Raw genomic sequence first — 26,494 nt, forward strand, 5'->3', positions numbered from 1 at the left:
CACCTCTATTCATTATGTTGCCGCGTTATAAATGATGTTGTGTTGTTTATTAATAAACAACACCTATGAAGTACGCAAATGGGAATACGATTAACCAACTGTCACAACGATCAAGTACACCACCATGTCCTGGAAGTAAATTCCCAGAATCTTTAACCCCTTGTACTCGCTTGTATGCCGACTGGATCAAATCACCCATTTGGCCCGCAAGAGAAACGGTCAAGCCAACCATTACTGCTTGCGTAATCGACATCATGTCTGGGTTCACGAAAGCACCAATCAAGCATACAATTATAGATACAAGCACGCCTCCAAGAGCACCTTCAATTGTTTTGTTAGGGCTAATAGCCGGCCATAATTTATGCTTGCCTATCGCTTTACCTACAAAATAAGCACCAATATCGGAAGCCCAAACTGCAGCAAATAGCAGTATCGTCCAAAACAATCCGTGCTCTATTTCATTTCGAATCACGATCATATATTTAAATCCAAAACCAACATAAAATGCTCCGAACCATACGACAGCAGCATTTTGGATCGTAATGCGATTTTTACTAATGACCGTGATAGATAATGCGATAAACATAAACAGCCACAAAATCATATCCGGTGACCAGGTAAGTTCGATCCCCCAGCGAGACCATGGGACGGTTAGCAATAAAACTAAACCATATCCTAAGAGTGATATCAAATCAAACGGCTGCTTATGAAGCATTCGAGCATATTCGTAAAATCCAATTAACGCCAGGGCGATAAGCAATCCTTCATAAGGTAAGCTACCAATGTAAACCAGCACTGCAAAGAACGATCCGGCGATTACTCCCGTCATGATGCGCTGTTTCATATAGACTCGTCCTCCAACTTATTGTAGTCCGCCATACCGCCTATGACGATTTTGGTATTCGGCTACCGCTTCCTTCAAGTGTTCCCCAGTAAAGTCTGGCCATAGCACATCAGTAAACCAAAATTCACTATATGCCAACTGCCACAACATAAAGTTACTCAGACGCATTTCTCCGCTCGTCCTAATAAGCAAATCAGGATTAGGCAAATTATTGGTTAAAAGATGCGCAGAAATCATCTGCTCATCGATCTGGTCCACTTGTACTCGCCCTGCTAATACATCAGCTGCGATTTCACGAACACCTTCAACCAATTCACGCTGTCCGCCATAATTTAAAGCGAAATTAAGAATAAGGCCAGTGTTGTGCTTCGTCCGTTCAATTGCTTCTTCTAAGGGTTTGCGTGTATGTTCAGGCAACTGTTCCCGATGTCCCATCATCCGAACTTGAACGTTTTCTTTGATTAACTCATCTAGTTCAACGGCCAAAAATTCTTGAGGCAGTTTCATTAGAAACTCAACTTCATCCTTCGGCCTTTTCCAATTCTCTGTTGAAAATGCATACATCGTAAGTACTTTGATACCCAACTCATTTGCAGCTATCGTAACATGTTTGACAGCCTTCATGCCGGTATGATGGCCAGCAACGCGAGGCAATCCACGGCGCTTCGCCCAGCGTCCATTGCCATCCATAATAATGGCTACATGTTCTGGGACATTGTCTTTAGAAACGTGCAAAGGCTTATGGCTAGTTTCGCGTCGCTTCAACCACGCTTGGAATCGCTTAATCATTCCGTCTCCTCCAACCCGGTGATAACATACTGACGTCGAAGCCCTTATGACTGTCGGGTTCGAATAAAAAGACAATAAACCCCACCGTGTGGAGGGGTATCAAGTCACTGTTGTCTAGAACGTTACACTTCCAGAATTTCTTTTTCTTTTGCAGCAAGTACTTTGTCAACTTCGACTATGTACTTGTCTGTAAGCTTTTGAACATCATCTTGATGGCGACGAGACTCATCTTCAGAAATATCTGTCTTCTCCATCTTCTTGATATCATCGTTCGCATCACGACGAATATTGCGAACAGCTACTTTAGCTTCTTCACCATATTTCTTCGTTTGCTTTACAAGCTCCAAACGGCGCTCTTCTGTTAGAGCAGGAATTGTAATACGAATCATTTGTCCATCATTCGCTGGAGTTAATCCAAGATCGGACTTCAAAATTGCTTTCTCAATCGCACCAATAGAAGATTTATCCCATGGCTGAATCATCAACGTACGAGCATCTGGTGTATTGAGGTTAGCAAGCTGATTAACAGGCGTCATTGCACCGTAATATTCAACTTGAATACGATCAAGCAAAGCTGGAGTTGCGCGACCTGCACGAAGTGATGACAGTTCACGTTTGAGTGCACCAATCGCTTTTTCCATACGCTCTTCTGCATTTTTCTTAACTGCTTGCGGCATTAGTCTACACTCCCTTTTACAATAGTACCGATCTTCTCACCGAGCACGACTCGCTTAATGTTACCATTTTCTGTGATATTAAACACAACAAGTTGAAGATCATTGTCCATACACAGAGAAGTAGCTGTTGAGTCCATAACACCAAGATTTCGGTTTAACACTTCCAAGTAAGTCAACTGATCGAATTTTTCTGCTGTTGCATCCTTAAATGGATCTGCTGAGTATACGCCATCCACTTTGTTTTTAGCCATTAGGATGACATCTGCTTCGATCTCCGCAGCACGTAGAGCTGCAGTCGTATCCGTCGAGAAGAACGGGTTTCCTGTACCTGACGCAAAAATAACCACTCGACCCTTCTCCAAGTGACGAATGGCACGACGACGAATATACGGCTCAGCAATTTGCTGCATAGCAATCGATGTTTGAACACGTGTAGGCACGCCAATTTGCTCTAATGCATCCTGCAAAGCTAGAGAATTCATTACAGTTGCAAGCATACCCATATAGTCTGCTGTGCCACGATCAATGCCTTTCTCGCTTCCTGCAATTCCACGCCAAATGTTTCCACCGCCGCAGACGATAGCTACTTCTATGCCAAGCTCAACAACCTCTTTCACTTGCTCAGCGATAGAATTGATCATATCCGATTCGATGCCATATCCAGCCTGGCCTGCCAACGACTCACCGCTAACTTTCAATACGATGCGTTTATAAACCGGTTGCTTCAATGTATACCCTCCACTTTCCATAACGACCGCTAAAAAAGAAGGAACACAATGTGTCCCAACTTTTCAGCGTGCCTGTTGATAGCCTTAAGGCTTGCTTGCCATGTATTTTCGAACGAAAATTACATATTAGCTTGTGCCATAACCTCTTCAACAAAGTTATCTTGTTTTTTCTCCAAACCTTCACCAAGTTCGTAACGAACGAAGCGACGGATAGAAATGTTTTCGCCGATTGTAGCGATTTTTTCTTTAAGAAGATCTTCGATTGTTTTGTCTGGATCTTTAATGAAGGATTGCTCCATCAAGCAGAACTCTTCGTAGTACTTGCTGATGCGGCCTTCAACCATTTTCTCAACGATTTTTTCAGGCTTGCCTTCGTTAAGTGCTTGAGCTTTCAAGATTTCTCTTTCTTTCTCAATCTCATCAGCAGATACTTCTTCACGACGAACGAACTTCGGAGCAGAAGCTGCGATATGCATTGCGATGTCTTTTGCGAAAGCTTGGAACTGATCTGTCATTGCAACGAAATCAGTTTCACAGTTGATTTCAACCAATACGCCGATACGACCGTTAGCATGGATGTAAGATTGTACTACACCCTCTGTAGCGATACGATCGCCTTTTTTAGCTGCAGCAGCCAATCCTTTTTCACGAAGGATTTCGCTTGCTCTTGCGATATCACCATTAGCTTCTTCCAACGCTTTTTTGCAATCAAGCATACCAGCGCCTGTTTTCTCACGTAGTTCTTTTACTGCACTCGCATTTACTGCCATGTTAGTTACCTCCAACACAATATTAGCTTCGTTATGTAACGAAGACCTAGAGTTCGATTCCCTTTAAAAAAAGGGCGGCGAGAGGTGAATCACCTTTCAACCACCCTTTGTTCATCCAATTCTTATGCTTAAGCTGTTGTTTCTTCGCCTTGGTTAGCTTCGATAATTGCATCAGCCATTTTAGCAGTCAACAATTTAACAGCACGGATTGCATCGTCGTTACCAGGGATAACGTAGTCGATTTCATCCGGATCGCAGTTAGTATCAACGATACCTACGATTGGGATACCCAATTTGCGAGCTTCTGCAACAGCAATACGCTCTTTACGTGGGTCGATTACGAACAATGCGCTAGGCAATTGTTTCATGTGCTTGATACCGCCCAAGAATTTCTCAAGACGATCTTTCTCCTTGCGGAGCAAGATAACTTCTTTCTTAGGAAGTACTGCGAAAGTACCGTCCTCTTCCATAGCCTCAAGCTTCTTCAAACGATCAACACGTTTTTGAATAGTTTGGAAGTTAGTCAATGTACCACCCAACCAACGTTGGTTGATGAAGTATTGACCAGCACGAGCCGCTTCTTCTTTAACGGAATCTTGTGCTTGTTTCTTAGTACCAACGAACAACACTGTGCCGCCGTCAGCTGCAAGGGATTTTACAAAGTTGTAAGCTTCCTCGACTTTTTTCACTGTCTTTTGCAAGTCAATGATATAAATACCGTTACGTTCTGTGAAGATATATCTGTCCATCTTTGGGTTCCAGCGACGAGTCTGGTGACCGAAATGTACGCCAGCTTCCAAAAGCTGTTTCATGGAGATAACTGCCATCTTCACTACACCTCCTAATTGGTTCGTTTTCCTCCGCCAATGTCATCTTCTGACAAGACTTCCCGCACAGTTTCCCACGACAGAAAGCACCCTTGCCAAAATTAATCGGCGTGTGTTTTAACACCGTCAATTAATATATCATATTGTGTATAACGTTGCAACCATTTTCACTTTACATCTATCATCTATTTAAACTAACCATTCGGAGCTTTCAATAATGTTTTCAATACTTCTTGCTCTGTCATAGGAAGTATAAATTGAAACTTGCCAGTACGCAAACTTCGAGCCTTTTTCTCCTGCTGCAAAAATTGTTGAAAAGCAGTAGCATCTTTAACGACCCCAGCTGTCTCCAACAATTTGGAAATATCATCGGAAGTAGACTTTGCTGGTATGAACACACTTATCGTATTACCCTCTGCTTTGTTTTTGTCAGCATTAGAACCAGACTTGACTTGATTGGAGTTCGTGGACTCTCCTTGGTTCTTACTGGTTAATTTGTTAGCAGCTTCGCCTTTATCAGAATGATTGGCATTTTTTTCAGAAGGAAGCACTGGACCTTTAGGCACAAGGTCATATCCTTGGCGATCCGCTTCTCGTACAAGCTGCTGCTCTGTCAATTCTGTACTCACGGTTTGCCCAACCAACATAATCTGTAGCAATAGTGCACCAATGATGACACCTGCTCCTAAACCGATTAAAAAGGTACGATCCTTAAACACGCCGCTCACTCTCCTGTTGACTCAGCTGGCGGATAAGCTCGACTTCACCGCGATTCATTTGTAACTCATCAGCAATCTGTTGATTGGACTTCCCCTCATCTACAAGTGCAAACAATTGTTCATAGCGGCTGCGAATCGAGTGATGTGCTGTTTGGAGTTGATTCGCTTCACGTTCACTTGCCATATCGTGTTCTGGTGCCAAAACTACCTGTTCACTATCAATAGCTGCATTTGTAGTATAAGACAAATTTTCAGTTGTACTCACAGGTGGCAGCGATGTTTGTTCACGACGAAATTGAGCAAGTGTTTGCTCCGCATGCCATGCACGCTCTTCAGCCTGAGACAATGAAGCTTCTAGTGCATCCATACGGTGACGAACAGCGTTAAATCGCAAATCATTTTCTTTCTTCAACTGTTCAACTACAGCAAGCACTTTTTCATTCTCTTCACCAACTTCGTGAATGAAATGTTCCAATGTTGCTTCCACATTTTTGGAGAACTGTGCTTCATCGCTGCTGCGAGCAGGTTTTTTCCAGCCAACGAGCATAATAACTGCCCCTAATAGTACGAGATAAATCCATGGCTGTTCCATTAGTGTCCTCCTCTAAATCCGCCGAAAATACCTTTATTATAACTATAACGCCGCAAACTCATCATAGAGCAGCGGCGTTGTGTTCAAACCGAAAAATCAATATGTTTCCCTTTGTAAGGGTGCTCAGCTGCAATCGTTTCAGCCTGATTCTCGCTTTGGCTGGCAGAACGCTGCTGCCTAGACTTATCGTCCCCTTTATGTGCTCCATTTTGTCCATCATCACGAATACGACCATCCGCCGTTGCATCCACTTCTTCCCCTCGCTGGCGAGATATTTCAATCTGCTTAGCAGCATGATGATTGAGCATAGATTGCTCAGTACCAGGACGATGCTGCATCTGGTTCTGAATCGTTGACACTTCTTGTGTACGCGGTATTGCCACCTGCAATTCAACGGGTTTTAGATTCATAACCTCACCTCAATTGTTTGCTGCTTACATGGAGGACATGCCAACTTCCCCATCTACAATTTGGAATGTAGCGCGCTTACAAGCATCTTTAACGTATCGTGTATAACGTCCTATAACGATTTTGGATCCCCCATATATCGTTTGTGTGACATGTACGAGAGACACATTTGTTTCCTCAAGCTTTCTTTCAATTTCAAGTATTCGGTCCCGAATATTTAATTTTTCTTGTGTAGCTTGCTTCCTTGTTGCATTAAGCTTAATGCGCATAACAAGCTTTTCATCTGTTAGCTGTCCGACTGATGCAAGCTGATCAAGTATACGCAATGCTTTCTCTGTTTTCTCAAGATTGTCTGAGCATACTTTCAGATTCGCACGCAACTGGTTCAGCTCGTTTCGCAAATCAGGCAGTACTCCAACTTCGATCGTCGTTACTGTAGACATCGTATTGCCTATCGTGCGAGCTTCCACCCGTTCACCAGCTTGAATCAGTCCGCCAACGATAAGACCTTTCATCCCTTTGCAGAAGACACCACGCCCCGCTCTAACTTGAGCATGCATAATGCTTTGAGATACTATTACGTCCAATCCAGCAGTTACGTTCGCTTCCTGAATAAAAGAGCATTTAATCGTGTGATTCGCATTAACACTCCCCTTATTTCCTGCAATAATACCGCCTGATACCTCAACAGATCCTTGCGACTCCAGCACAGCACCTTCCACGCCACCATAGACACGAATATCACCTGCTGCTTTAACTTTGAAACCAGTCAACACGTTCCCACGAATGACAACGGTTCCGATAAAGTCAATGTTTCCTGTCCGATAATCAACGTCTCCATTGACCTCAAATACAGGAAACACATTCATCTTGTCGCCATCTGTCTTGCTTATGAGACCGTCAATTGCGGCATACATAGCACAATCCTCTTCAACGACAACAACGTTTTTACCAATCTTGAAACGAGCCTCTTTACCCATTTTCCCATCTACAACTTCACCTGTAACATCCATTCCTGGAATCCCGGCAAGAGGTGGGACCAACTCGGCTATTCTTTGACCTTTCGCTACATTTTGCAGCTGTTTGAGTTCTTTAAGATTTACTGAACCGTCTTCTTGCTCCAGGGGACGTGAGTCCCCTTCCTCAACATTAATTAGAACTCTGATGCTGCCGTCTTTTCCTGGAACCGGCAATTTTCCGCTCGCAACCAACGTTGACGTTTTTGCATACAGTTCAGGCTGGGAAACGATCTCGCGAAGCACTTCCATATTGATGCCGTATTTCACCTGATGACTCCGGAGATAAATAATTACATCATCTACCGTACATTCAAGAGGGTCATCCTGCTTCAAAACATGCACATATGCGCTCATTTTATCTTCAGACAAAGTCACGTCCATATATTGCGCCAACATATCCACGGTGCTCATAGTCGTTCCCCTTTCCATATATTTAGCGAACTAATTGTATCCTATGTAAACTTATCTATACATATATTCCAAATGACATACGTACGCTACGATTCTAGCAGCATAGTCTTATGCTTATCAAGTACCGAACGCAATCGCATGATAGCTTTCGAGTGTAATTGTGAAATCCGCGAAGGTGATAGGCTCATAACCTCTGCAATTTCACTTAGAGATAAGTCTTCATAATAAAAGAGAGACACAACCGTACGCTCTTTTTCTGTCAATCTATCAATTCCTTCAACAAGGCATTGATGCAAATAATGTTCATTCACTTTAAACTCAGGATTTTTAGCCTTTTCATCAACCAACAAAGAGATTCGCATTTCAGAATCTTCCTCGCGGATCGGGTCTTCCAATGAACAAAGAGACATGACAGAAACATCCTGAAGCATCGTATGAAAATCCTGTCCAGATATATTTAAATAATCGCTCACTTCTTCTTCTGTTACCGTACGTAAATATTTTTGTTCAAGGTGTTGATAAGCTTCCTCAATCTTTTTAGCCTTTTCTCTAACAGAGCGGGGAACCCAATCTCCTGAGCGTAGGCCATCCAAGATTGCTCCACGTACCCTCCAAGATGCATATGTTTCAAACTGAAGCCCGCGGCTGTAATCAAACTTCTCAATAGCATCTATTAAGCCCATTACCCCATTGCTGGCAAGATCGTCTTTAGATACACTTCGCGGCAATCCTGCAGCCATTCGATTAGATACAAAATCCACAATAGGCAAATACAACTCTATGAGCTGTTTTTTTGCATCTACATTATCGCGCTCTTTCCACGCTTGCCATAACTCATAATGCGAACATTGGGTTATTTTTTGCACGCTCACCGACATTCAGCCTCCTTACTTTTGTGTCAGGTGACGAACGGCTTGAGCCAATTGTTCGTCATTAAGCGGCGGCTTAGTGACTAGCTTAGGTGGGTTCATCGGTGTAAACTCCACAGCTTGGTCTGAATGTGCCGTCGAAGAACTGCTTTCAACTGGTGAAGATGTTAAAATTGCATGAATGTTTTGCTCATCTGGTGTTGTGTAATCGATATTTTGTCCACGTGCCGTATCTGATGAACGTTCCATCGCCTGAACATTATGATCGCCTTGATCACTTCCCCGCAGCAGCATTTGTGCAATCCAACGAAACCCGAAGACTAGTCCAAACCATATTACACCACCGATTACCCCACGAACGATGCTCGTTGACAAAGGATTTGTCATCGAAGCAGCAAAGGTTGTTATAAGGAAGCCTATTATTCCGCCAACAATATTCCAACGTAATGATCCAGCCATGTTAAATTTCCTTCGTTCCTTTTTGTACACTGCGAATATTCAAAATACCATCCTCACAGCGAATTTCAATGGTACGGCCATAATTGCCGCCTGTATCCTCACCAATGATGGGAATAGAGAAATGATCGAGAACTTGCTTGCAGGATTCCACATTTCTCGGACCAATCCGCATCATATCGTTATTGGAAGAAAAAGCAAACATTTGAGCCCCACCAGCCATTTTAGCTTTTAATCTATTGACGATCGCACCTTGCTCCTGCATAAGGCGAATTAATTCTGGAATCGCTGTATCTGCATATTTGGCCATATTCAGCTTGCCTTCTCTAGCAATTTCAGATGAAGGCAGCATAACATGGGCCATTCCGGTTACTTTGCTAATGGAATCGTACAAGGTCAATCCGACACATGAGCCAAGTCCCGTGGTGCGCAAAGAACCTTCTCGGCAAACATTAAGATCAGCCATTCCGACTTTTACTACGGTGGACTCTTCTATCATTCGATCGGCACTCCCAATGCTGTAAATATTTTAGAAAAGGAGTCTGGATCTGGGATCAGGAAGAACGTTCCTTGTATCTCTTCGCAACCTTCAAGAAACTTTGTATCGATCAGCAATGCGCTATCTCCCATTTCACCATATTGAATCAGTCCATAGTTAAGAACAGCACCTGCCATGTCAATCGCCAGCTGAGGAACTGTCGGACTCATGGCTAGTTTCGTAAAGTCAGCTAAAGATGATAGATACGACCCGGCTAAAATGTTTCCGATTTCGGAAAGAGCTGAGATCTCCATATCACAGAAGTCCAAATCCTTGTTGTCGTTCATATTCACTAGATAAGAAAGCAATCTTTTTGCAGGCTCTTGCTCAAAAATAAAGAAGAGATGTCCAGGAACCTCTCCCTCGACGCGAAAATAAATGGCAATTACGACTTGCTCAGGACCGCCTACTTCATCTGCAATGCATTCAAAAGGCAGCACTCTTACTTTTGGAACTTGCATATCTACTGGACGATTCAGAAGTCGGGAAAGGGCCGTGGCGGCGTTCCCGGCACCAATATTCCCGATTTCTTTCAATACATCCAGCTTAAATTCGCCTAGGCTCTCGTAAAGTTGCACGTAATTAAGCCTCTAGCTCTTCTAACTTAATAATTTCATCTCGATTCAACACTTCAGCCAAATTCAGCATGATGAGCAAACGTTGATCGTTAATTTTGGCTACGCCGCGCAAATATTTCGCTTTTACCCCGCCAACTACTTCTGGTGGAGCCTCAATCTGCTCTGCATTCATATCGATGACATCACTTGCACCGTCTACAATAAATCCGACTTCCATTTCATGTGAGTTCACAATAATGATACGAGTCTGATCATCGTAATCTGCTTCGGGAAGACCAAAGCGACCACGCAAATCCATAACTGGGACAACTACGCCTCGCAAGTTAACAACACCCTTGATAAAGGTGAATGTTTTCGGAACACGTGTAATCGGCATCATCCGCTCAATTGTTTTTACTTTCTCTACCTCTATACCATACTCTTCGTGTGCTAGCTTAAAGACGACTACTTTTATCTCTTCTGCCATCATGATTCCTCCTTGCTTATTTGAGTAGTGCGTTAGGATCTACGATAAGTGCGACTTGGCCATCTCCTAATATCGTTGCACCAGAAATGCCCTGTACAGATTTTAAATAGTTTCCAAGTGGTTTAAGTACAATCTCACTTTGTCCAATAAAGTCATCCACAGCAAGAGCTGCCACACTATCACCTTTACGGATAATAATAATTTCCACTTCATCTTCCTCAAAGTCAGAATACCCAGAACAACCAAACATAGAGCTCAAAGACAATAAAGGAATGACACCTTGACGATAATCAATCATGCGCATCCCGCCATGCACGCGTCTTATCTCTTCTTTACGAACTAATCCTGTCTCAACAATAGAAGTTAATGGAATCGCATACTTCTCATCACCTAGACGGAACAGCATTGCCGACAAGATAGACAGCGTCAATGGAAGCTGAACAATAAACGTTGTTCCTTGACCCGGCTTGGACTGCACAACAACATGTCCACCGAGTGAAGTAATTTTAGTTTTTACAACATCTAGTCCTACACCACGTCCTGAAATATCTGAAACTTGCTCTGCTGTACTAAACCCAGAGGCAAACAGAAGCTGGTACACCTGTTCATCTGTCATGTTCGCTGCTTTATCTGCATCAATTAACCCGTTATTGATTGCTTTCTTCAGAACGGCTTCACGGTTTATACCTTTACCATCTTCTTGAATCTCAATAAACACGTGATTTCCGCTATGATAGGCACGTAAATTCAAAGTTCCTGTTTCTGGCTTTCCAGCTGCCACACGATCTTGAATGGATTCGATACCATGGTCGATAGCATTACGAAGCAAGTGAACAAGCGGATCTCCAATCTCATCAATCACTGTACGATCCAGCTCTGTATCCGCTCCTGTAATGACAAAGTCTACCTTTTTGTTCAATGAGCGTGCTAAGTCACGAATCATACGTGGGAAGCGGTTAAATACAACATCAATCGGAACCATACGCAGCTTCAATACGATACTTTGCAAGTCAGTGCTTATGCGAGCAAGATGCTCGACCGTCTCTGTTAGATCCGTACGTTTAATGTCTACTGCAAGATCCTCCAAGCGCGCACGATCGATAAGCATTTCACTGAGCAAGTTCATCAACACATCTAAACGCTCAATATCTACACGAATGGTACGATTTTGTACAGCTTTATTCCCACTGCTACCCGACTGAGTCGAACGATTAGCCTTCTGTTCATCTGTGGACTTATCAGCAGGGCTTTCTGCTACGGCACTGTTTGCCGCAACTTCAGCCGACGCTGCAGCTACTTCTTGCTTCGCTTGCGACTCAGCATCTTTCATGTCATTCCAGTTCTTCACATCTTCAATCGTGAGCAACTGGATTTCAACTGATTCTACCTCGGAAATAGAAGCAATATCTTTCTTTACTTGCTCGACACCAGAGCCTGACACAAAGAAAATAGAGAAGCCGGTGTCGAAATTTTCCTGTTCAATCTCATGAGCAGGAGGTGTGGTCTTCACAACTTCACCATGGCTACCCAGCGCTTGGAAAATCATATACGCACGAGCAGCTTTCAGCACACAAGTTTGTTGCAGTGTAACTTTTATGTATAAAACGTGCATACCCGCTTCTATTGACTGCTCTAAAATAGAACGTTGGAACTCATCAATTTGATCTTCGGCATGCTTGTCTTCATTCTCACTAGCTTCAACAGCTGCGCCTGATTGCTCTTTTTTATAGTCTCCGCTTACAATCGACTTGAGCGAAGCTACAATAGAAGTAACATCAGATTTACCTGTTCCTCCATTTGCAATATCGGCAACCATCGTCTCTAACGCATCTAAACTTTTGAATAAAGTATCAAAAATCATTTCGTCCATCTTAAGCTGATGGTTTCGAACGAGATCTAATACATTCTCCATCTCATGCGTTAGTGATGCTAAGTCTTCGTATCCCATCGTAGCGGACATACCTTTAAGTGTATGAGCCGAACGGAAAATAACTTGTACAATCCCTACATCATCTGGAGAGTTTTCAAGCTCCAGCATATGTTCGTTAAGTGCTTGCAAATGGTCGTTCGCTTCATCCAAAAACATGGATAAATATTGATTCAAATCCATGTTGAAACACCCCTTTCCTCGTCTCCATAGCAAATTAATCGCTATTTCATCGCTTTTACGAGTTGTCTTGCCATATCTTGTATAGGAACCACATGAGTCACACAATTCAACTCAATTGCAGAACGCGGCATTCCGTAAACAATACAACTTTGCTCACTTTCAGCAAACGTCGATGTTACACCATTCTGGTATAACGTATTCATCGACCTGGCGCCGTCATTCCCCATTCCTGTAAGCAGGATGATATGACGTTCATATCCATCGAATGGAAGCAAAGATTCGAACAACACATCAACGGAAGGACGATGCCCTGAACGAGGCGCCGTTACGCTTAATTCAATTACATGAGTACCATCCGGTCGAGCAACAACGGTCATATGTTGTCCACCTGGTGCCAAATACGCCCAACCCGACTGCAGAACATCTCCTTGTTCAGCTTCTTTCACATGCAATTCAGAGTAAGTATTAAGTCGCTGAGCCAAAGAATGCGTAAAGTTAGGCGGCATATGTTGGACAATCAATACAGGAGCTGGCAAGTCCCCTGGCAGATTTGACAACAATTCCTTAAGAGCTCTTGGTCCCCCGGTTGATGTCCCCACGGCAACAAGTTGACTATAATTCGTGTTGTTAGACATCCGCTTAGACATGTTGAAGCGGGAACTTTGATGTTCAGAAGGTGCTCGGTGCTGATCCACCGCATAGCGCTTCTTATCAGGCAATTTTCGAATAGAAACCGTTTCATCCAATGGTTTGCTAATAGACGATGTTTGCTTTCTTAAAATTGAAGTATCATCCTTAGAAGTGGATTGTACTTCTTTCTTCTGCTTATCGACTAGTTCACTAGAAGTATGCGGGCGCAATCGTTTGCTATCTAGACGCTCAGATACGTTGTTCCCAATGCTAGCTTCGCTTCTTGTCGTCTTTAACAGACGAGCATCTTGTCCAATGGATGGCGGAGTACTTGGCTTTTCTGAACGCTGTTGCTCGGAAATGCGTCTCTCTTCAGCCATGCTGTTTAATTGCTTGCGTCTAACATCTGATACGATAGCTGCATGAAGCTTTTCACGTAGCATCATACCTACTTTATGAATATCTTGCAGTCCTCCTGATGGGCTTGGCTTACATACGAAGTCAAAAGCACCATACTCTAGGGCTGCCAACGTTTCTTGACGCCCTTCCTCCGTTAAGCCAGACAGCATAATCGTCGGGGTCGGACATTCAGACATGATCTGCCTTAGTGCATCAATTCCATTACGAATTGGCATTTCAACATCCATCGTCACAGCATCAGGATTCAGCTGCTTCACCTGCTCTACAGCCTCGACACCGTTGCTGGCTGTTCCAACTACTACAAAAGCGGGATCTTCTAAGATAAGATCGGAAATGATTGTTCGCATAAAGGGCGAATCGTCCACGACAAGAATTTTCTTCGTTGCCATCATTCCCACTCTCCTCCGTCATGGTATGATTGAGCGAACTAATTAAATCAAGTTCGTTCTATCATTATCTTAATATGTTTCGAGCCATTTCGACTACTTAAAACTTGTAAATCTCTTTAACCAACTGCTTACTTTTTGTTTCACAACACTGCCCTGCTGCTGTTGACTATTATTCATATAAGCCTTTGCAAGCTGCCTAATCTGTTGTGATGCTAAACTATCTTGAAATAGCACACTGTAAGGTATTTGCTTCTTTACTGCTTTCATGACATGAATATCATCGAAAATATAACCAAGAATCGCGATATCTAACGACAAAAATCGACGAGCAACCGTTAAAATACGATCTGCTGTTTGTCTTCCTTCAGCCCAGTCCGTCGCTCGGTTTACTATAAGTCGGAATGAGGTGTGCTCAGCCATACGATGTACCACTTTGATAAGCGCGTAAGCATCCGCAATCGCAGTAGGCTCTGGTGTTGTTACAACAAACGTTTCATCCGCAGCTGCAATGAATCTCAAACTCTCTTTGCTTAATCCTGCACCCGTATCAAACAAAATAACATCATAGCGCTCATTCCAGCTTTCCAATTCAGCCAAGAACGACTCTAGACTGTTATCAGGCAAGTTAAACAATTCATGCAGGCCAGAACCACCAGAAATGTAATGCATCCCTTTCGGACCAATCTGTACGATGTCTTCTAAGCTTTTTGTACCGTTAATGACATGAAATAAATTGGCAGAAGCAGGATTACCTATAAGTACATCGATATTGGCCATACCGATATCTGCATCGAATAGCAATGTTCGGTAGCCAGCTTCTTGCAAAGCTATTGAAAAATTTAACGAAAAGTTAGATTTCCCAACCCCACCTTTTCCACTTGTAACGGCAATTACTCTTGCTTGTCGATGTGATACAACTGCTCGCTCTTCTCGCTCAGCAGATAGTTGAGAGGCACGAGCCACTAGATGCCGAAGAGCTTGCGCTTGATCTTTCATCATTAGAACTCCCCTAACAATTGTTCTGCTGCTTCACTAGGCGAGAAGGCACGAATATCATCAGGTACATTTTGTCCATATGTGATATAGCTAAATGGTACTTTTGTACGCATCGCTACATTAACATAAGCACCGTAAGTAACGGTTTCGTCCGCCTTTGTAAAGATGATGCGATCTAGTTTGTTAGCCTGGAACTGTTTCACGATAGCCATCATGTCATCCGATTTCGATGTGAGGCTTAGAACAAGCACAGACTCGGAACCTTCCAAGGGCTTCAATAACGAACGCATCTCATTAACAAACATGTCGTTACGATAATTGCGTCCAGCCGTATCCATCAATATTAAATTGCAATCTTCTAGCGCAAGTATTGCACGCTGCAAATCGTTTGGAGAGGTAACAACCTCTAATGGAGAATTTAGAATGGATGCATATGTTCTTAATTGCTCGACTGCTGCAATTCGATACGTATCCGATGTAACAAATCCAACCTTACGATTATGATGGAACATTTGATCCGCAGCTAACTTCGCAATCGTCGTTGTCTTGCCTACCCCAGTAGGACCCACAAAATAAATGACCCTGGTGTTGGCTGCAATTCCTTCTTTAACATTTCGCATAAACAGTTCCGACAGTACAGAACTCGCTTCACGCTTCAGCATTTCCACATCCGGTTCGTTGATTCCAAGCTGGATGCAGCGATCCATCGACTGCTTCGCCAAGTCATAAGCGTATTCTGAGAAAACGCCTTGTTCGAGCAAATACTTCTCTAATTGCCTTACCGTATCAGGCCAACGTTCGTGCTCTGTGTGACGAAGCATAGACTTGACCATAGCTTTCATTTCCTGCAGCTCGTGCTGTAGTGAAGCTTCTGAAGCTTCATTCACAACAGCAGAAACGGAAGGTTTTGAACTAGTAGAAGAAGCTGCTACCTCCTGTTGACCTATACGATCCGAAGGTGTGAAAGAAGTGCTCTGCACTTCTTTCACTGGAAGTTCATCTTGTCGAGCAGGTTTCTGTTGGACACGTTCTGATGGATAAGAAGTCGCCTGATTCCGACCCACATAGGCATTGCGAGCTACCGAAGATGGTACAGAAGGCCTTGCTGACGCCATCTCCCTTGCAGGCACCGATGCAGGCTGCTCATCAACAGCTGCTGTTACCTCAATTTTTTGTTTAGCAAAGAATCCAAGGAATCCTCCGCTCTTTATTTCTTTCGTGCTGACGATGACTGCGTCCTTCCCCAATTCTTGACGAATTTGGCTCATTGCCTCGGGCATCGTTTCGACGATATACTTCTTTACCCTCATACGTTAACCACTCCGACACTTTGAATTTCGATGCTTGGCTCCAACTCGTTATACGACAACACTGGAATGTCCTGCATCGTTCTCTCCATGAGCTGTCTGAGATACATACGAATAGATGGAGAAGCCAGTACAATTGGCTGATGACCAGATTGCACAAGTCGGCCAACTTGCTCATTGAAACGCTGGTACAATTGTTGTGTTGTTCCAGGATCCATTGCAAGATAAGTGCCATTTTCGTTCTGCTGCACACTCTCAGCTATTTTACGTTCAAGTGCTGGCCCAACCGTTATAACATGGAGAGTCTCTCCTGGGATTGAATACTGCTGTGTAATTTGCCGAGCTAGTGCCTGTCTTACATATTCAGTCAAAACATCAGCATCTTTTGTGTAGGTACCATAGTCAGCCAACGTTTCAAAAATAGTGACGAGGTCACGTATGGATATTTTTTCACGCAGCAATTTAGCAAGCACCTTTTGAATGTCTCCAACACCAAGCACGTTCGGGATAAGCTCATCCACAATTGCAGGATATTGTTCTTTAACCGTTTCGATCAATGACTTCGTTTCTTGACGTCCTAGCAATTCATGTGCATGCTTCTTAACCATCTCGGTCAAATGCGTCGCTACAACTGACGGTGGATCAACAACTGTGTACCCTGACATTTCTGCTCGTTCCTTCATCGTTTCATCCACCCACAATGCCGGAAGTCCAAACGCAGGCTCCACCGTGTCAATACCAGTAATTGTCTCATCATCATATCCTGGGCTCATTGCCAAATAATGATTTAACAACAACTCACCACGAGCAACAACATTACCTTTGATTTTAATGACATACTCATTCGGCTTAAGTTGAATATTGTCTCGAATACGAATTACAGGTACTACAAGTCCTAGTTCCAAGGCACACTGTCTACGTATCATAATGATACGATCCAGCAAATCTCCCCCTTGTTGTGTATCAGCTAGCGGGATCAAGCCATATCCAAACTCGAATTCAATTGGATCGACTTGTAATAGATTAATAACACTTTCCGGGCTGCGCACCTCTTCGATCTCCTGCTCTTCTTCGAGCTGTTCATCCGCAATTGCTTTTTGATCAAGCATCTGCTGCATTCGATACCCTGCATATGCTAACAAAATAGCAAACGGCCATGTCGACATGATCGGAATCGGTGTGAACGCTCCGAGCATAGCAATTGTACCTGCAACAATGTATAACAACTTCGGATAGGCGAACATTTGAGTACTTAGTTCATCTGCCAAGTTTCCTTTGGATGCAGATCTTGTAACGATAAGACCTGCTGCTGTTGAAATAAGAAGTGCAGGGATTTGGCTGACTAAGCCGTCACCGATAGATAACGTAGAAAATTTCTCGGCTGCTTCAGAGAAACTCATACCCATTGAAGCCATACCGATAATAAATCCGCCTACGAGATTAATAATGAGTATGACGATACCTGCGATCGCATCCCCTTTTACGAATTTACTGGCACCATCCATAGCACCATAAAAATCCGCTTCGCGTTCAATTTTCTGACGCCGCTCTTTCGCCTGCTGCTCGTTAATCAGTCCTGCATTGAGATCGGCATCAATAGCCATCTGCTTACCAGGCATCGCATCGAGGGTGAAGCGTGCAGCAACCTCAGCCACGCGCTCAGAACCTTTTGTGATAACGATGAACTGAACTACGACCAGAATGAGGAACACAATAAGTCCAACAGCTACTTGACCTTGTGTAATCCACTGACCAAATGTTTGTACGACTTCACCGGCATGTCCCGTGCCAAGGATTTGCTTGGTAGTGGAAATGTTCAATGCTAGGCGAAACAACGTCGTAATCAAGAGCAACGCTGGGAATATAGAAAATTCTAATGCTTCCTTCGTATTCATAGCTATGAGCAGAATCATGAGCGCTATCGCTATGTTAATGACAAGTAAAATGTCCAATAATAGCGTTGGTATAGGGAGAACCATCATCAGCACGATGCCAATAACACCAAGTAAGACGGTTAAGTCTCTCGCTTTCACGAATTGTTACCTCCATCCATGCCTGCTCATTTAGATGTACCTTTGAGCTTATATACATAGGCTAATACTTCTGCGACCGCTTGGAACAAGTCTGCTGGAACGGCATCACCAATTTCAGTTCGTTCATGTAATGCACGTGCCAATGGTCTGTTCTCGATCATGGCAACACCATGTTCTTTAGCAATATCTTTTATGCGCAGAGCGACATAATCTTGACCCTTTGCGATAACTTGAGGAGCTTCCATGGAACCTCCCTCATACTTAAGCGCAATTGCAAAGTGCGTAGGGTTCGTGATCACGACATCTGCATTCGGCACTTCCTGCATCATCCGCATAAGTGCCATTCGACGCTGGCGCTCTTTGATCTTGCCTTTAATTTGTGGGTCGCCTTCCATCTTTTTAAACTCATCCTTGATATCCTGCTTGGACATTCGGATGCTTTTCTCGAATTCATATCGCTGATACATATAATCGAAAATAGATAGTATAGAAAGTGCTATTCCTATCTGTATGCCTAAATCAACTGTCAATTGTGCTGCATATGTCAGCATATTCTCTACAGGCATATGGTTGAGCTCTAAAATACGATCTCGCTCTCCCCATAAAGACAAGTAAACAATAACTCCGATAACAACCAATTTAATAATAGATTTAAGAAACTCAACTAATGCTCGTATCGCGAAAATATTTTTGAATCCTTTTATAGGATCAATCTTACTGAATTGCATTTTAAGAGGCTCACCTGTTAATAAGAAGCCAATCTGCATGTAATTGATTAACAATCCCATTACAACAACGACTAAAAATATGGGAGCCATTACGATAAGGAATTGAATAAATAAATTATTGAAATAATCTACTACATTCGCAACGCTTAACTCCATATTCAATCGATGTTGAAACGTGTCCCCAAATAGAGCGATAATACGTTCCTGCATAAACCCGCCCAACATCATTAGGCAGAAAAAGGTCGCCAATAATATGACGGAACCGGACAAATCCATACTTTTAGCTACTTGTCCTTTATCACGTGATTCTTGACGTTTCTTCGGTGTTGCCTTCTCCGTTTTCTCTTGCGAGAATAGCTGGAGGTCCAGCTTGAGTGAATAACGATGTGGTATCGTGTCCACTACGAAGCTCCCCCCTTAGCAAATAATCGTAGTAACTCGTCCAATGCCTGAAACATTTTACTGAATAAATGCTCCATCACGTATACCATGCTTGGCATCGTGAGCAGCAGTACGACAAGACCTAAAATAATTTTTAAAGGTATGCCGATGACGAAAATATTAAACTGCGGCGCTGTTTTCGCAAGAAAGCCGAGGGCTACATCCGCGAGAAACATGGAAACAATCAATGGTGCTGCAATTTGTAACGCGATAATAAACGCCTGAACAAATGTAATAACTACGAAATTCATAATGTTCCCATTTTGAATTTGGCCAAAAAAAGAGTTGCTATCGATAGGAAGCCACTGATAACTTTTCATAATGGCATCTATCAAATAATGATGACCATTCATTCCTAAGAACAACAAAATCATAAATATGTATTTGAAGTTACCAGTGATAGGGGAACTCATCCCCGTAAGTGGGTCAACGACGTTCGCGATACCGAATCCAATTTGCATATCCACGAAGGAACCAGTAATTTGAACGATTGTAAAAAACAACTGCGCAACGAATCCAATCAGCAAACCTATCATAATCTCACGAATGATGTAGGTCACATATACTCCGTCCATCGGCACTGATATTCCTAACCCAAATAGTAGATAGGCAATTAGGCTTATACTAACAGCGAGCCCGACTTTAAAATGATTCGGCACACCTCGGGAAGAAAAGACAGGCGCAGCGACAAAGAAAGCTGTAATTCGACACAGTATGAGCAAAAAAACAGGGAACGCCTGAGCTAACATGTCCATGGTTCCACAGCCTAACCAATATATTGATGCAAATTATTTAAAATAGAATACGTAAAATCAACCATTGTCGTTAATAGCCACGGTCCAAAAATGAGGATAACAATAAATACAGCAACAATCTTTGGCACAAATGCAAGCGTCTGTTCTTGAATTTGAGTTGTCGCTTGAAAAATACTAATGATTAATCCTACAACGAGAGCTACGATGAGCATCGGAGCGCTGACCTGTAGTACAGCCAGCACCGATTGCCCCGCTAGACCGATTATAAATTCTGCACTCATGATACTCTCCCTTTCATTTTCTTATTCCCATACGTTCGTCCTATACCCTGCTCTAGAATAGGTGACAAATTGTCACGTATTGAAGCTAATAAGTAACGACTTCACAACTAAGTGCCAGCCATCAACAAGTATGAACAATAGTATTTTGAAAGGCAAAGATATCATTACTGGCGGCAACATCATCATTCCCATCGCCATCAACGTACTAGCCACAATCATGTCAATGACGAGAAACGGAATAAATATCATGAAACCCATTTGAAATGCGGTCTTTAATTCACTTATTGCATAAGCAGGTACGAGTACGGAGAGCGGAATGTCTTGATACGTCTTCGGCTTCTCGGTTTTCGTATATTTCATAAATAAAAGCAAGTCCTTCTCACGCGTTTGCTTGAACATAAATTTCTTCATCGGTTCAGCCGCTTTGGTCAAGGCTTGATTCTGATTCAGCTCACCCTTCAAGTATGGCTGAAGAGCAGCTTGGTTGATTTCACCAAGTGTGGGAGACATCACAAACAAAGTCATAAATAGAGCCAGTCCGATCAACACTTGGTTCGGAGGCATCTGTTGGGTTCCAAGAGACGTTCTCACGAATCCTAGCACGATGACAATTCGAGTAAACGAAGTCATCAGAATCAAAATGGCAGGAGCCAAGCTTAATATCGTAATCAGCAGAACGAGGGACAATGAGGTTACACCTGGTTGTCCTTCTCCGCCTCCAACCTTGATATCAATATCCGGCAATATAGGAGCCGCGGAGCCCACGGAAGCTGATAGAGCGAATAATGCTGCTGCTGCCATCAAAGCCAACATGTATTTCTTTTTCATGGGTCCATCTGCCGATCTTCATTGGTATCGTCTTGCAACAATCGTTTCATACGAGCATCACGGTCAGGAAGCTGCTCCAGTTTCGATTGAAACATCTCATGAAAAGTGGTGGTCGACTCATTTTCCATGTTCAATGCATTTGAATGAGATGCCGATGTGTTACCACGTCGTTTATTCCACCACTCCACGAGGGTAGGAGGCAAGCTTACTCCTGACGGTGCTTGTTGTTGTTGGAAGGAAGCAAGCCAAACTGCTACTTGCTCCTCATCGCTGATCTTGTCAATAACGGTGATGTCATCCCCAACGCCAAGCACATAAATGACGCCTCCAACTTCTACGATTTGCAACGATTTGTTCTGTCCCAAACCCGTTCCGCCTAGTGTGCGAATGTTCTGATTCATTTGCCACATTCGGCTTTTTCGACTAAGTATTTTGATAAATAGAACGATAAGTACAATGATCAATCCTAATGACATCAGTACGGTCAATACACTAGACGTATGAGTTCCAAAATCGGGTGTAACAGGTGGTTGCGCTTGTAGAAACATAGGTTTAGCTTAACGTTTTCTTAATAGCTTCAATTACACGGTCTGCTTGGAACGGTTTCACGATGAAATCTTTAGCTCCAGCTTGAATTGCATCGATAACCATTGCTTGTTGTCCCATAGCAGAACACATAATAACTTTTGCACTTGGATCCATTTTGCGGATTTCTTTTAGTGCTGTAATACCGTCCATCTCTGGCATCGTAATGTCCATAGTGATGAGATCTGGCTTATGCTCTTTATATTTTTCAATCGCTTGAGCACCGTCCGCGGCTTCTCCTACGACATCATAACCATTCTTGGTTAAAATATCTCGAATCATCATTCTCATAAAAGCAGCGTCGTCCACGATTAAAATACGGTTAGCCATCGTTGGGTTTCCTCCCTAACTTATCTTTATTATTGAAGTTTCTGAATGCGGTCCCATTGATTAATAATATCTGTTACCCGCACACCAAAGTTCTCGTCGATTACTACGACTTCCCCTTTGGCAATTAATTTGTTGTTGACCAAAATGTCAACAGGCTCCCCTGCCAATTTGTCCAGTTCAATAATCGAACCTTGAGAGAGCTCTAAAATATCTTTGATTTGTTTGTGTGTCCTACCTAATTCTACTGTGACTCGCAAGGGGATGTCCAACAATAAATTCAAGTTGGAATCATCACCCATTTGATAGGGTGCTGCTTGCAGATTCGCGAATTGCACAGGCTGTACATTTACTTGACGATTCGGAGCCATTCCAAACGACCCAGGTGCTCCGTATGGGTTACCTTGTGGGGCTTGTCCCATAGGCATATTCATTGGCTGCTGCATATGCATGTGTTGATTTGGATCAGTTGGATAAGGCATTTGATTCATTGCATATCCTCCTCCATCCGGCTGCATTGGCGGCGTAACCGCAGAACCCATACCAAAATCTGCCGAAGGTGCAGACGTTGAATGGTTCTGTGCTTGTGGAGCCGGTTGCTCCTCCACCTGTGGTACATCCATCTCAGATGTATTCAATAAGCGTGCTACCATTTCTTTAGCAAACGGAATTGTCAATATTTGCATAATGGTAGAGTCAATTAAGTCACCGATCATAAGTCGGAATGACACTTTAATCAACGTGTTCTCAGGTGGCAAAATGTCAATGCCCTCTCCACTCTCAGCATTCAAAATGCCTATTCCTGGAGGAGAAATATTAACTAGTCGATTAAAGATAGTTGACATCGATGTAGCGGAAGAACCCATCATTTGATTCATCGCTTCTTGTACCGCACTAATATGAATTTCATTCAATTCATCAGCAACATTTTTGCCGTCACCACCAAGCATGAGATCAGCAATTACCTGCGCATCGGACGTCTTAATGACGAGTGAATTGATGCCTTCGAAGCCATCCACATAGTGTACATGTACAGCTACGTGCGGCCTTGGAAATTCTTGTTCCAAATTCTCTTTCTCTATCAGCTTCAAGCGAGGAGTTGTAATATCAACTTTACGACCAAGCAAGGTTGATAGGGCAGTGGCAGCACTGCCGAACGTGATGTTTCCAATTTCACCTAGTGCGTCAATTTCCAATTCTGTTAAATATTGATTAACTAAAGAATCCGGATTCGACGACGACTGGTCATCACTCTTGTTCAATAGAGCGTCGATTTCTTCCTGTGACAAATATTCTTTACTCGTCATCCTCTTCCACTTCCCCCTCTATTACATCAACGATTTGAACCGCCAAACGATCCTTTACGTTGCCTGGTGTAGCGATATATTTCAGGCGCTCCCCAACGAACACTCCCAGCCCTTCATTGACTTTTTTCTGAAGTGGCAGGACATCACCTATAGTCAGCTGCATCAGCTCATTAACCGTAATATGAGATTGCCCTAGTTCAGTAACAATTGGCAGCTCTGCTTTGGTAACACGCTGACGAAGCTTCTCAACTTCGATGGGTTCGCTCATCTTTTTCTCAGATACGAACCAGTGATGGACAGATAGTTTAGGCATAATTGGTTCAATGACCACATGTGGAATACATAGATTGATCATACCTGTCGTATCACCGATTTTGGTGCTTAAAGATATCAATGCGATCGTTTCATTTGGCGAAACAATCTGCATAAACTGCGGATTTGTCTCCAAGCTTTCCAAACGCGGACGAATATCCAATACGGTCTTCCATGCCTCATGAAGACTATCAAAAGCTCGACTGAACACCCGCTCCAAAACTGTAGTCTCGATCTCAGTCAAACCTTGGATTTTACTTGGAGCAATACCAGCGCCGCCTAATAGGCGATCCAACATCGCCAAAGCGACATTCGGGTTCACTTCAAGCACCATTCTTCCTTTGAGAGGCTCAGCCTCAAAGATGTTCAAAATTGTCATTTTCGGTATGGAGCGGATAAACTCATCATAAGGAAGCTGCTCAACCTGCACGACATTGATTTGAACAAATGTACGCAGCTGTGCTGAGAAATACGTTGTCAAATACCTTGCAAAATTTTCGTGAATACGTGTTAACGTCCTTATGTGATCTTTTGAAAAACGAACGGCCCGCTTGAAATCGTAAGAACGGATCTTGCGTTGCGTTTCTTCTTTTTTAAGTTCTTCCGCATCCATTTCGCCGGAAGATAGTGCCGCTAGAAGAGCGTCGATCTCATTCTGCGATAAAACGTCAACCAATCGTTTCACCCCCTTACAGGAATCAGCCGCATCAATCTATCATTGATGCTTGATGCTAGTACTAAATACGTTGCATGATGAAATTCGTAATGTCTACTTGAATTACTTTTCCTTCAGGAATCTTTTTGTTGATTAAATCCAGCAATTTAGCAGATAATTGGTCTTTACCCTTTGTACCTTCTAAGTCCTCTGGCTTCGTATCAGCTAATGTTTTCAATACTTCTGGCTTAATAATAAGCTCTTTAATTTTCTCAAACTCTTCTTTTGTCTTCTTAGAATCCAGCTGGAAAGCAAAGTCTATCGCAACAATCGTATCGCGACCAGCTAAGTTTGTCTTAATGTCTTTAAGTTCAGATGTCATCTCAACAATTTCATCTGCTGACAACCGCACTACCGCTGATGACTCACCATTTCCTTCAGAATTCCCGTTCATAGAGTTCATGACCATTATTATTACCAGAGCTACCAACGTAATTGCTAGCAGCATGGTAATCATCCATGGCAACATTCGTTTCATGACTGTCCCTCCGTTGACTGCAGCTTGATCGTGGCGGAAATAGCGCCTACTGTTTGAACATACTCAGTGATAAGACGAATGACTTCAGGAGCTTTTTCTAAGACAATAATTTTCTTGCCGTTAAAAAGGGTTATGTACGTATCCGGTGTTTCTTCAACTGATTCGATATGTACCGCATTAATCCATACCGTTGAACCGTTTAGCTTGGTTACTTTAATCATGTCCGAATCCCTCCTTTTCGCCTCTGTTGGCTCGGTCACCCATAATGGGCGACCGAGATAAAGCTTACATCATTACTAAACAATCAATAATTAACGTTTGAGGTTAACTACTTCTTGAAGAACTTCATCAGAAGTTGTAATGATACGAGAGTTTGCTTGGAAACCACGCTGAGCAACGATCATTTCTGTAAACTCTTCTGTTAGATCAACGTTTGACATTTCCAATTGACCGGAAATAATAGCGCCTGTTCCGGCAACAGGATCACCAGCAGCTACGATTTCAAGTTCACCATCAGGCGCAGCATTCGGTGTTGTACGATACAAGTTACCGCCGAGCTTCTCTAATCCTTCTGGGTTAACTACTTTAACCATACCGATTTGCACATCAAGCGCCTCTGTAGTACCATCTGACATCTTCGCTATAATTTGACCTGTTTGTGAAATCGTGAATTGTGTAACCTCTTCATCCAGCACAATCGGCCCACCATCCAAACTGGATACGAGTAGTCCGTCAGCTGTAACCAATTGACGGTCCGCATCCATATGGAAATCTCCAGCACGTGTCAAAAATGGAACTTCTTGCTCTTCATTCAATTTAACTGCAAAGAATCCATCACCATCAATACGAAGATCTAAGGGGCGGTTCGTTGTTTGTGCACTACCACCAGTGTGAACTGTATCAATAGCAGAGATTGAAACACCAAGACCTACCTGCATCGCGTTTACGCCGCCTCGGCCGTCACCTGGAGCAGTAACACCTGACATCGTCTGACTCATAATATCTTTAAACATAACGCGACCTTTTTTGAAGCCAGCTGTATTTACATTGGAAATATTGTTACCAATGACATCAAGTTTCGTTTGGAAGCCTCGCATACCCGAAACACCTGAATACATAGAACGAATCATCGTTGTATCCTCCTTAATTAAACTTGCATTT

31 protein-coding genes are annotated in these 26,494 nt (G+C 43.0%); all 31 read right to left on the bottom strand.

The genetic code is table 11. From position 1 onward, the window contains the following. Positions 1-49: 49 nt before the first annotated feature. The 31 genes from H580_RS0115255 to flgG all read right to left on the bottom strand — a co-directional run bounded on the left by H580_RS0115255 (position 50) and on the right by flgG (position 26,463). Positions 50-844: a phosphatidate cytidylyltransferase gene (locus H580_RS0115255; RefSeq protein ID WP_028595544.1), complete on the bottom strand. Its 795-nt coding sequence runs from the start codon at positions 842-844 to the stop codon at positions 50-52. Between the two features lie 18 nt (positions 845-862). Then, entirely contained in the window at positions 863-1,633 is a 771-nt protein-coding gene (locus H580_RS0115260; protein WP_028595545.1) for an undecaprenyl pyrophosphate synthase, read from the bottom strand. A 122-nt stretch (positions 1,634-1,755) separates the two neighbouring features. Then, a complete protein-coding gene (gene frr, locus H580_RS0115265) occupies positions 1,756-2,310 on the bottom strand; it encodes a ribosome recycling factor (RefSeq protein ID WP_028595546.1) in 555 nt (184 codons plus the stop codon). Next, a complete protein-coding gene (gene pyrH / locus H580_RS0115270; RefSeq protein ID WP_028595547.1) occupies positions 2,310-3,038 on the bottom strand; it encodes a UMP kinase in 729 nt (242 codons plus the stop codon). Before pyrH ends, frr begins: the two co-directional genes overlap by 1 nt. Positions 3,039-3,157: 119 nt before the next feature. Then, positions 3,158-3,808, bottom strand: coding sequence for a translation elongation factor Ts (tsf, locus tag H580_RS0115275; RefSeq protein ID WP_028595548.1), 651 nt, complete (start codon positions 3,806-3,808; stop codon positions 3,158-3,160). Positions 3,809-3,936: 128 nt separating this feature from the next. Beyond that, complete coding sequence (gene rpsB, locus H580_RS0115280) at positions 3,937-4,635, bottom strand: 30S ribosomal protein S2 (RefSeq protein ID WP_028595549.1); 699 nt, start codon at positions 4,633-4,635, stop codon at positions 3,937-3,939. 194 nt (positions 4,636-4,829) lie between these two features. Continuing rightward, complete coding sequence (locus H580_RS24445; RefSeq protein WP_036605357.1) at positions 4,830-5,354, bottom strand: hypothetical protein; 525 nt, start codon at positions 5,352-5,354, stop codon at positions 4,830-4,832. Further along, a complete protein-coding gene (locus tag H580_RS0115290) occupies positions 5,347-5,946 on the bottom strand; it encodes a response regulator transcription factor (RefSeq protein ID WP_028595550.1) in 600 nt (199 codons plus the stop codon). Before H580_RS0115290 ends, H580_RS24445 begins: the two co-directional genes overlap by 8 nt. A gap of 83 nt (positions 5,947-6,029) precedes the next feature. Next, on the bottom strand, positions 6,030-6,356 hold the full coding sequence (locus H580_RS0115295; RefSeq protein WP_028595551.1) for a hypothetical protein: 327 nt from the start codon (positions 6,354-6,356) through the stop codon (positions 6,030-6,032). Positions 6,357-6,380: 24 nt separating this feature from the next. Next, positions 6,381-7,784 (bottom strand): flagellar assembly protein A, encoded by a 1,404-nt coding sequence (locus tag H580_RS0115300; RefSeq protein WP_028595552.1) that lies wholly within the window; start codon positions 7,782-7,784, stop codon positions 6,381-6,383. A gap of 86 nt (positions 7,785-7,870) precedes the next feature. Further along, positions 7,871-8,662 carry a FliA/WhiG family RNA polymerase sigma factor gene (locus H580_RS0115305; protein ID WP_225445422.1) on the bottom strand — a complete coding sequence of 264 codons (792 nt, stop codon included), beginning with the start codon at positions 8,660-8,662 and terminating at the stop codon, positions 7,871-7,873. A gap of 9 nt (positions 8,663-8,671) precedes the next feature. Then, on the bottom strand, positions 8,672-9,112 hold the full coding sequence (locus H580_RS0115310) for a hypothetical protein (RefSeq protein WP_028595554.1): 441 nt from the start codon (positions 9,110-9,112) through the stop codon (positions 8,672-8,674). Between the two features lies 1 nt (position 9,113). Next, on the bottom strand, positions 9,114-9,608 hold the full coding sequence (locus tag H580_RS0115315; RefSeq protein ID WP_028595555.1) for a chemotaxis protein CheD: 495 nt from the start codon (positions 9,606-9,608) through the stop codon (positions 9,114-9,116). Beyond that, positions 9,605-10,225, bottom strand: coding sequence for a chemotaxis protein CheC (locus H580_RS0115320; RefSeq protein WP_028595556.1), 621 nt, complete (start codon positions 10,223-10,225; stop codon positions 9,605-9,607). The genes H580_RS0115315 and H580_RS0115320 overlap by 4 nt, the downstream gene beginning before the upstream one ends. A gap of 4 nt (positions 10,226-10,229) precedes the next feature. Further along, entirely contained in the window at positions 10,230-10,691 is a 462-nt protein-coding gene (locus H580_RS0115325) for a chemotaxis protein CheW (protein ID WP_028595557.1), read from the bottom strand. 16 nt (positions 10,692-10,707) lie between these two features. Continuing rightward, a complete protein-coding gene (locus H580_RS0115330) occupies positions 10,708-12,801 on the bottom strand; it encodes a chemotaxis protein CheA (RefSeq protein WP_028595558.1) in 2,094 nt (697 codons plus the stop codon). Between the two features lie 41 nt (positions 12,802-12,842). Then, the gene (locus tag H580_RS0115335) at positions 12,843-14,243 is read right to left on the bottom strand and encodes a protein-glutamate methylesterase/protein-glutamine glutaminase (RefSeq protein WP_051217487.1); all 1,401 of its coding nucleotides are present in this window, start codon (positions 14,241-14,243) and stop codon (positions 12,843-12,845) included. Between the two features lie 90 nt (positions 14,244-14,333). Further along, positions 14,334-15,239, bottom strand: coding sequence for a MinD/ParA family protein (locus tag H580_RS0115340; protein ID WP_028595560.1), 906 nt, complete (start codon positions 15,237-15,239; stop codon positions 14,334-14,336). Continuing rightward, positions 15,239-16,546 (bottom strand): flagellar biosynthesis GTPase FlhF, encoded by a 1,308-nt coding sequence (gene flhF, locus H580_RS0115345; RefSeq protein ID WP_028595561.1) that lies wholly within the window; start codon positions 16,544-16,546, stop codon positions 15,239-15,241. The genes H580_RS0115340 and flhF overlap by 1 nt, the downstream gene beginning before the upstream one ends. Next, positions 16,543-18,576 carry a flagellar biosynthesis protein FlhA gene (gene flhA, locus H580_RS0115350; RefSeq protein ID WP_028595562.1) on the bottom strand — a complete coding sequence of 678 codons (2,034 nt, stop codon included), beginning with the start codon at positions 18,574-18,576 and terminating at the stop codon, positions 16,543-16,545. The genes flhF and flhA overlap by 4 nt, the downstream gene beginning before the upstream one ends. A 26-nt stretch (positions 18,577-18,602) precedes the next feature. After that, positions 18,603-19,697 carry a flagellar biosynthesis protein FlhB gene (gene flhB / locus H580_RS0115355; RefSeq protein ID WP_051217540.1) on the bottom strand — a complete coding sequence of 365 codons (1,095 nt, stop codon included), beginning with the start codon at positions 19,695-19,697 and terminating at the stop codon, positions 18,603-18,605. An 8-nt stretch (positions 19,698-19,705) separates the two neighbouring features. Next, the gene (gene fliR, locus H580_RS0115360; RefSeq protein WP_028595564.1) at positions 19,706-20,500 is read right to left on the bottom strand and encodes a flagellar biosynthetic protein FliR; all 795 of its coding nucleotides are present in this window, start codon (positions 20,498-20,500) and stop codon (positions 19,706-19,708) included. An 11-nt stretch (positions 20,501-20,511) separates the two neighbouring features. Then, on the bottom strand, positions 20,512-20,781 hold the full coding sequence (gene fliQ, locus H580_RS0115365; RefSeq protein WP_028595565.1) for a flagellar biosynthesis protein FliQ: 270 nt from the start codon (positions 20,779-20,781) through the stop codon (positions 20,512-20,514). Positions 20,782-20,853: 72 nt separating this feature from the next. Continuing rightward, entirely contained in the window at positions 20,854-21,609 is a 756-nt protein-coding gene (gene fliP / locus H580_RS0115370) for a flagellar type III secretion system pore protein FliP (RefSeq protein WP_028595566.1), read from the bottom strand. Further along, positions 21,606-22,157 (bottom strand): flagellar biosynthetic protein FliO, encoded by a 552-nt coding sequence (locus H580_RS24450; protein ID WP_051217488.1) that lies wholly within the window; start codon positions 22,155-22,157, stop codon positions 21,606-21,608. Before H580_RS24450 ends, fliP begins: the two co-directional genes overlap by 4 nt. A gap of 4 nt (positions 22,158-22,161) precedes the next feature. After that, complete coding sequence (locus H580_RS0115380) at positions 22,162-22,524, bottom strand: response regulator (protein WP_028595567.1); 363 nt, start codon at positions 22,522-22,524, stop codon at positions 22,162-22,164. A gap of 29 nt (positions 22,525-22,553) precedes the next feature. Further along, the gene (fliY, locus tag H580_RS0115385; protein WP_028595568.1) at positions 22,554-23,828 is read right to left on the bottom strand and encodes a flagellar motor switch phosphatase FliY; all 1,275 of its coding nucleotides are present in this window, start codon (positions 23,826-23,828) and stop codon (positions 22,554-22,556) included. Next, entirely contained in the window at positions 23,818-24,816 is a 999-nt protein-coding gene (gene fliM / locus H580_RS0115390; RefSeq protein ID WP_028595569.1) for a flagellar motor switch protein FliM, read from the bottom strand. Before fliM ends, fliY begins: the two co-directional genes overlap by 11 nt. 61 nt (positions 24,817-24,877) lie before the next feature. Beyond that, the gene (locus tag H580_RS0115395) at positions 24,878-25,333 is read right to left on the bottom strand and encodes a flagellar basal body-associated FliL family protein (protein WP_028595570.1); all 456 of its coding nucleotides are present in this window, start codon (positions 25,331-25,333) and stop codon (positions 24,878-24,880) included. Beyond that, a complete protein-coding gene (locus H580_RS0115400) occupies positions 25,330-25,554 on the bottom strand; it encodes a flagellar FlbD family protein (RefSeq protein ID WP_028595571.1) in 225 nt (74 codons plus the stop codon). The genes H580_RS0115395 and H580_RS0115400 overlap by 4 nt, the downstream gene beginning before the upstream one ends. A gap of 90 nt (positions 25,555-25,644) precedes the next feature. After that, positions 25,645-26,463 carry a flagellar basal body rod protein FlgG gene (gene flgG / locus H580_RS0115405; protein WP_028595572.1) on the bottom strand — a complete coding sequence of 273 codons (819 nt, stop codon included), beginning with the start codon at positions 26,461-26,463 and terminating at the stop codon, positions 25,645-25,647. Between the last annotated feature and the right edge of the window lie 31 nt (positions 26,464-26,494).

It is taken from the genome of Paenibacillus assamensis DSM 18201, assembly GCF_000422445.1.
In the GTDB taxonomy this organism is placed as follows: Bacteria; Bacillota; Bacilli; order Paenibacillales; family Paenibacillaceae; genus Paenibacillus_B; species Paenibacillus_B assamensis.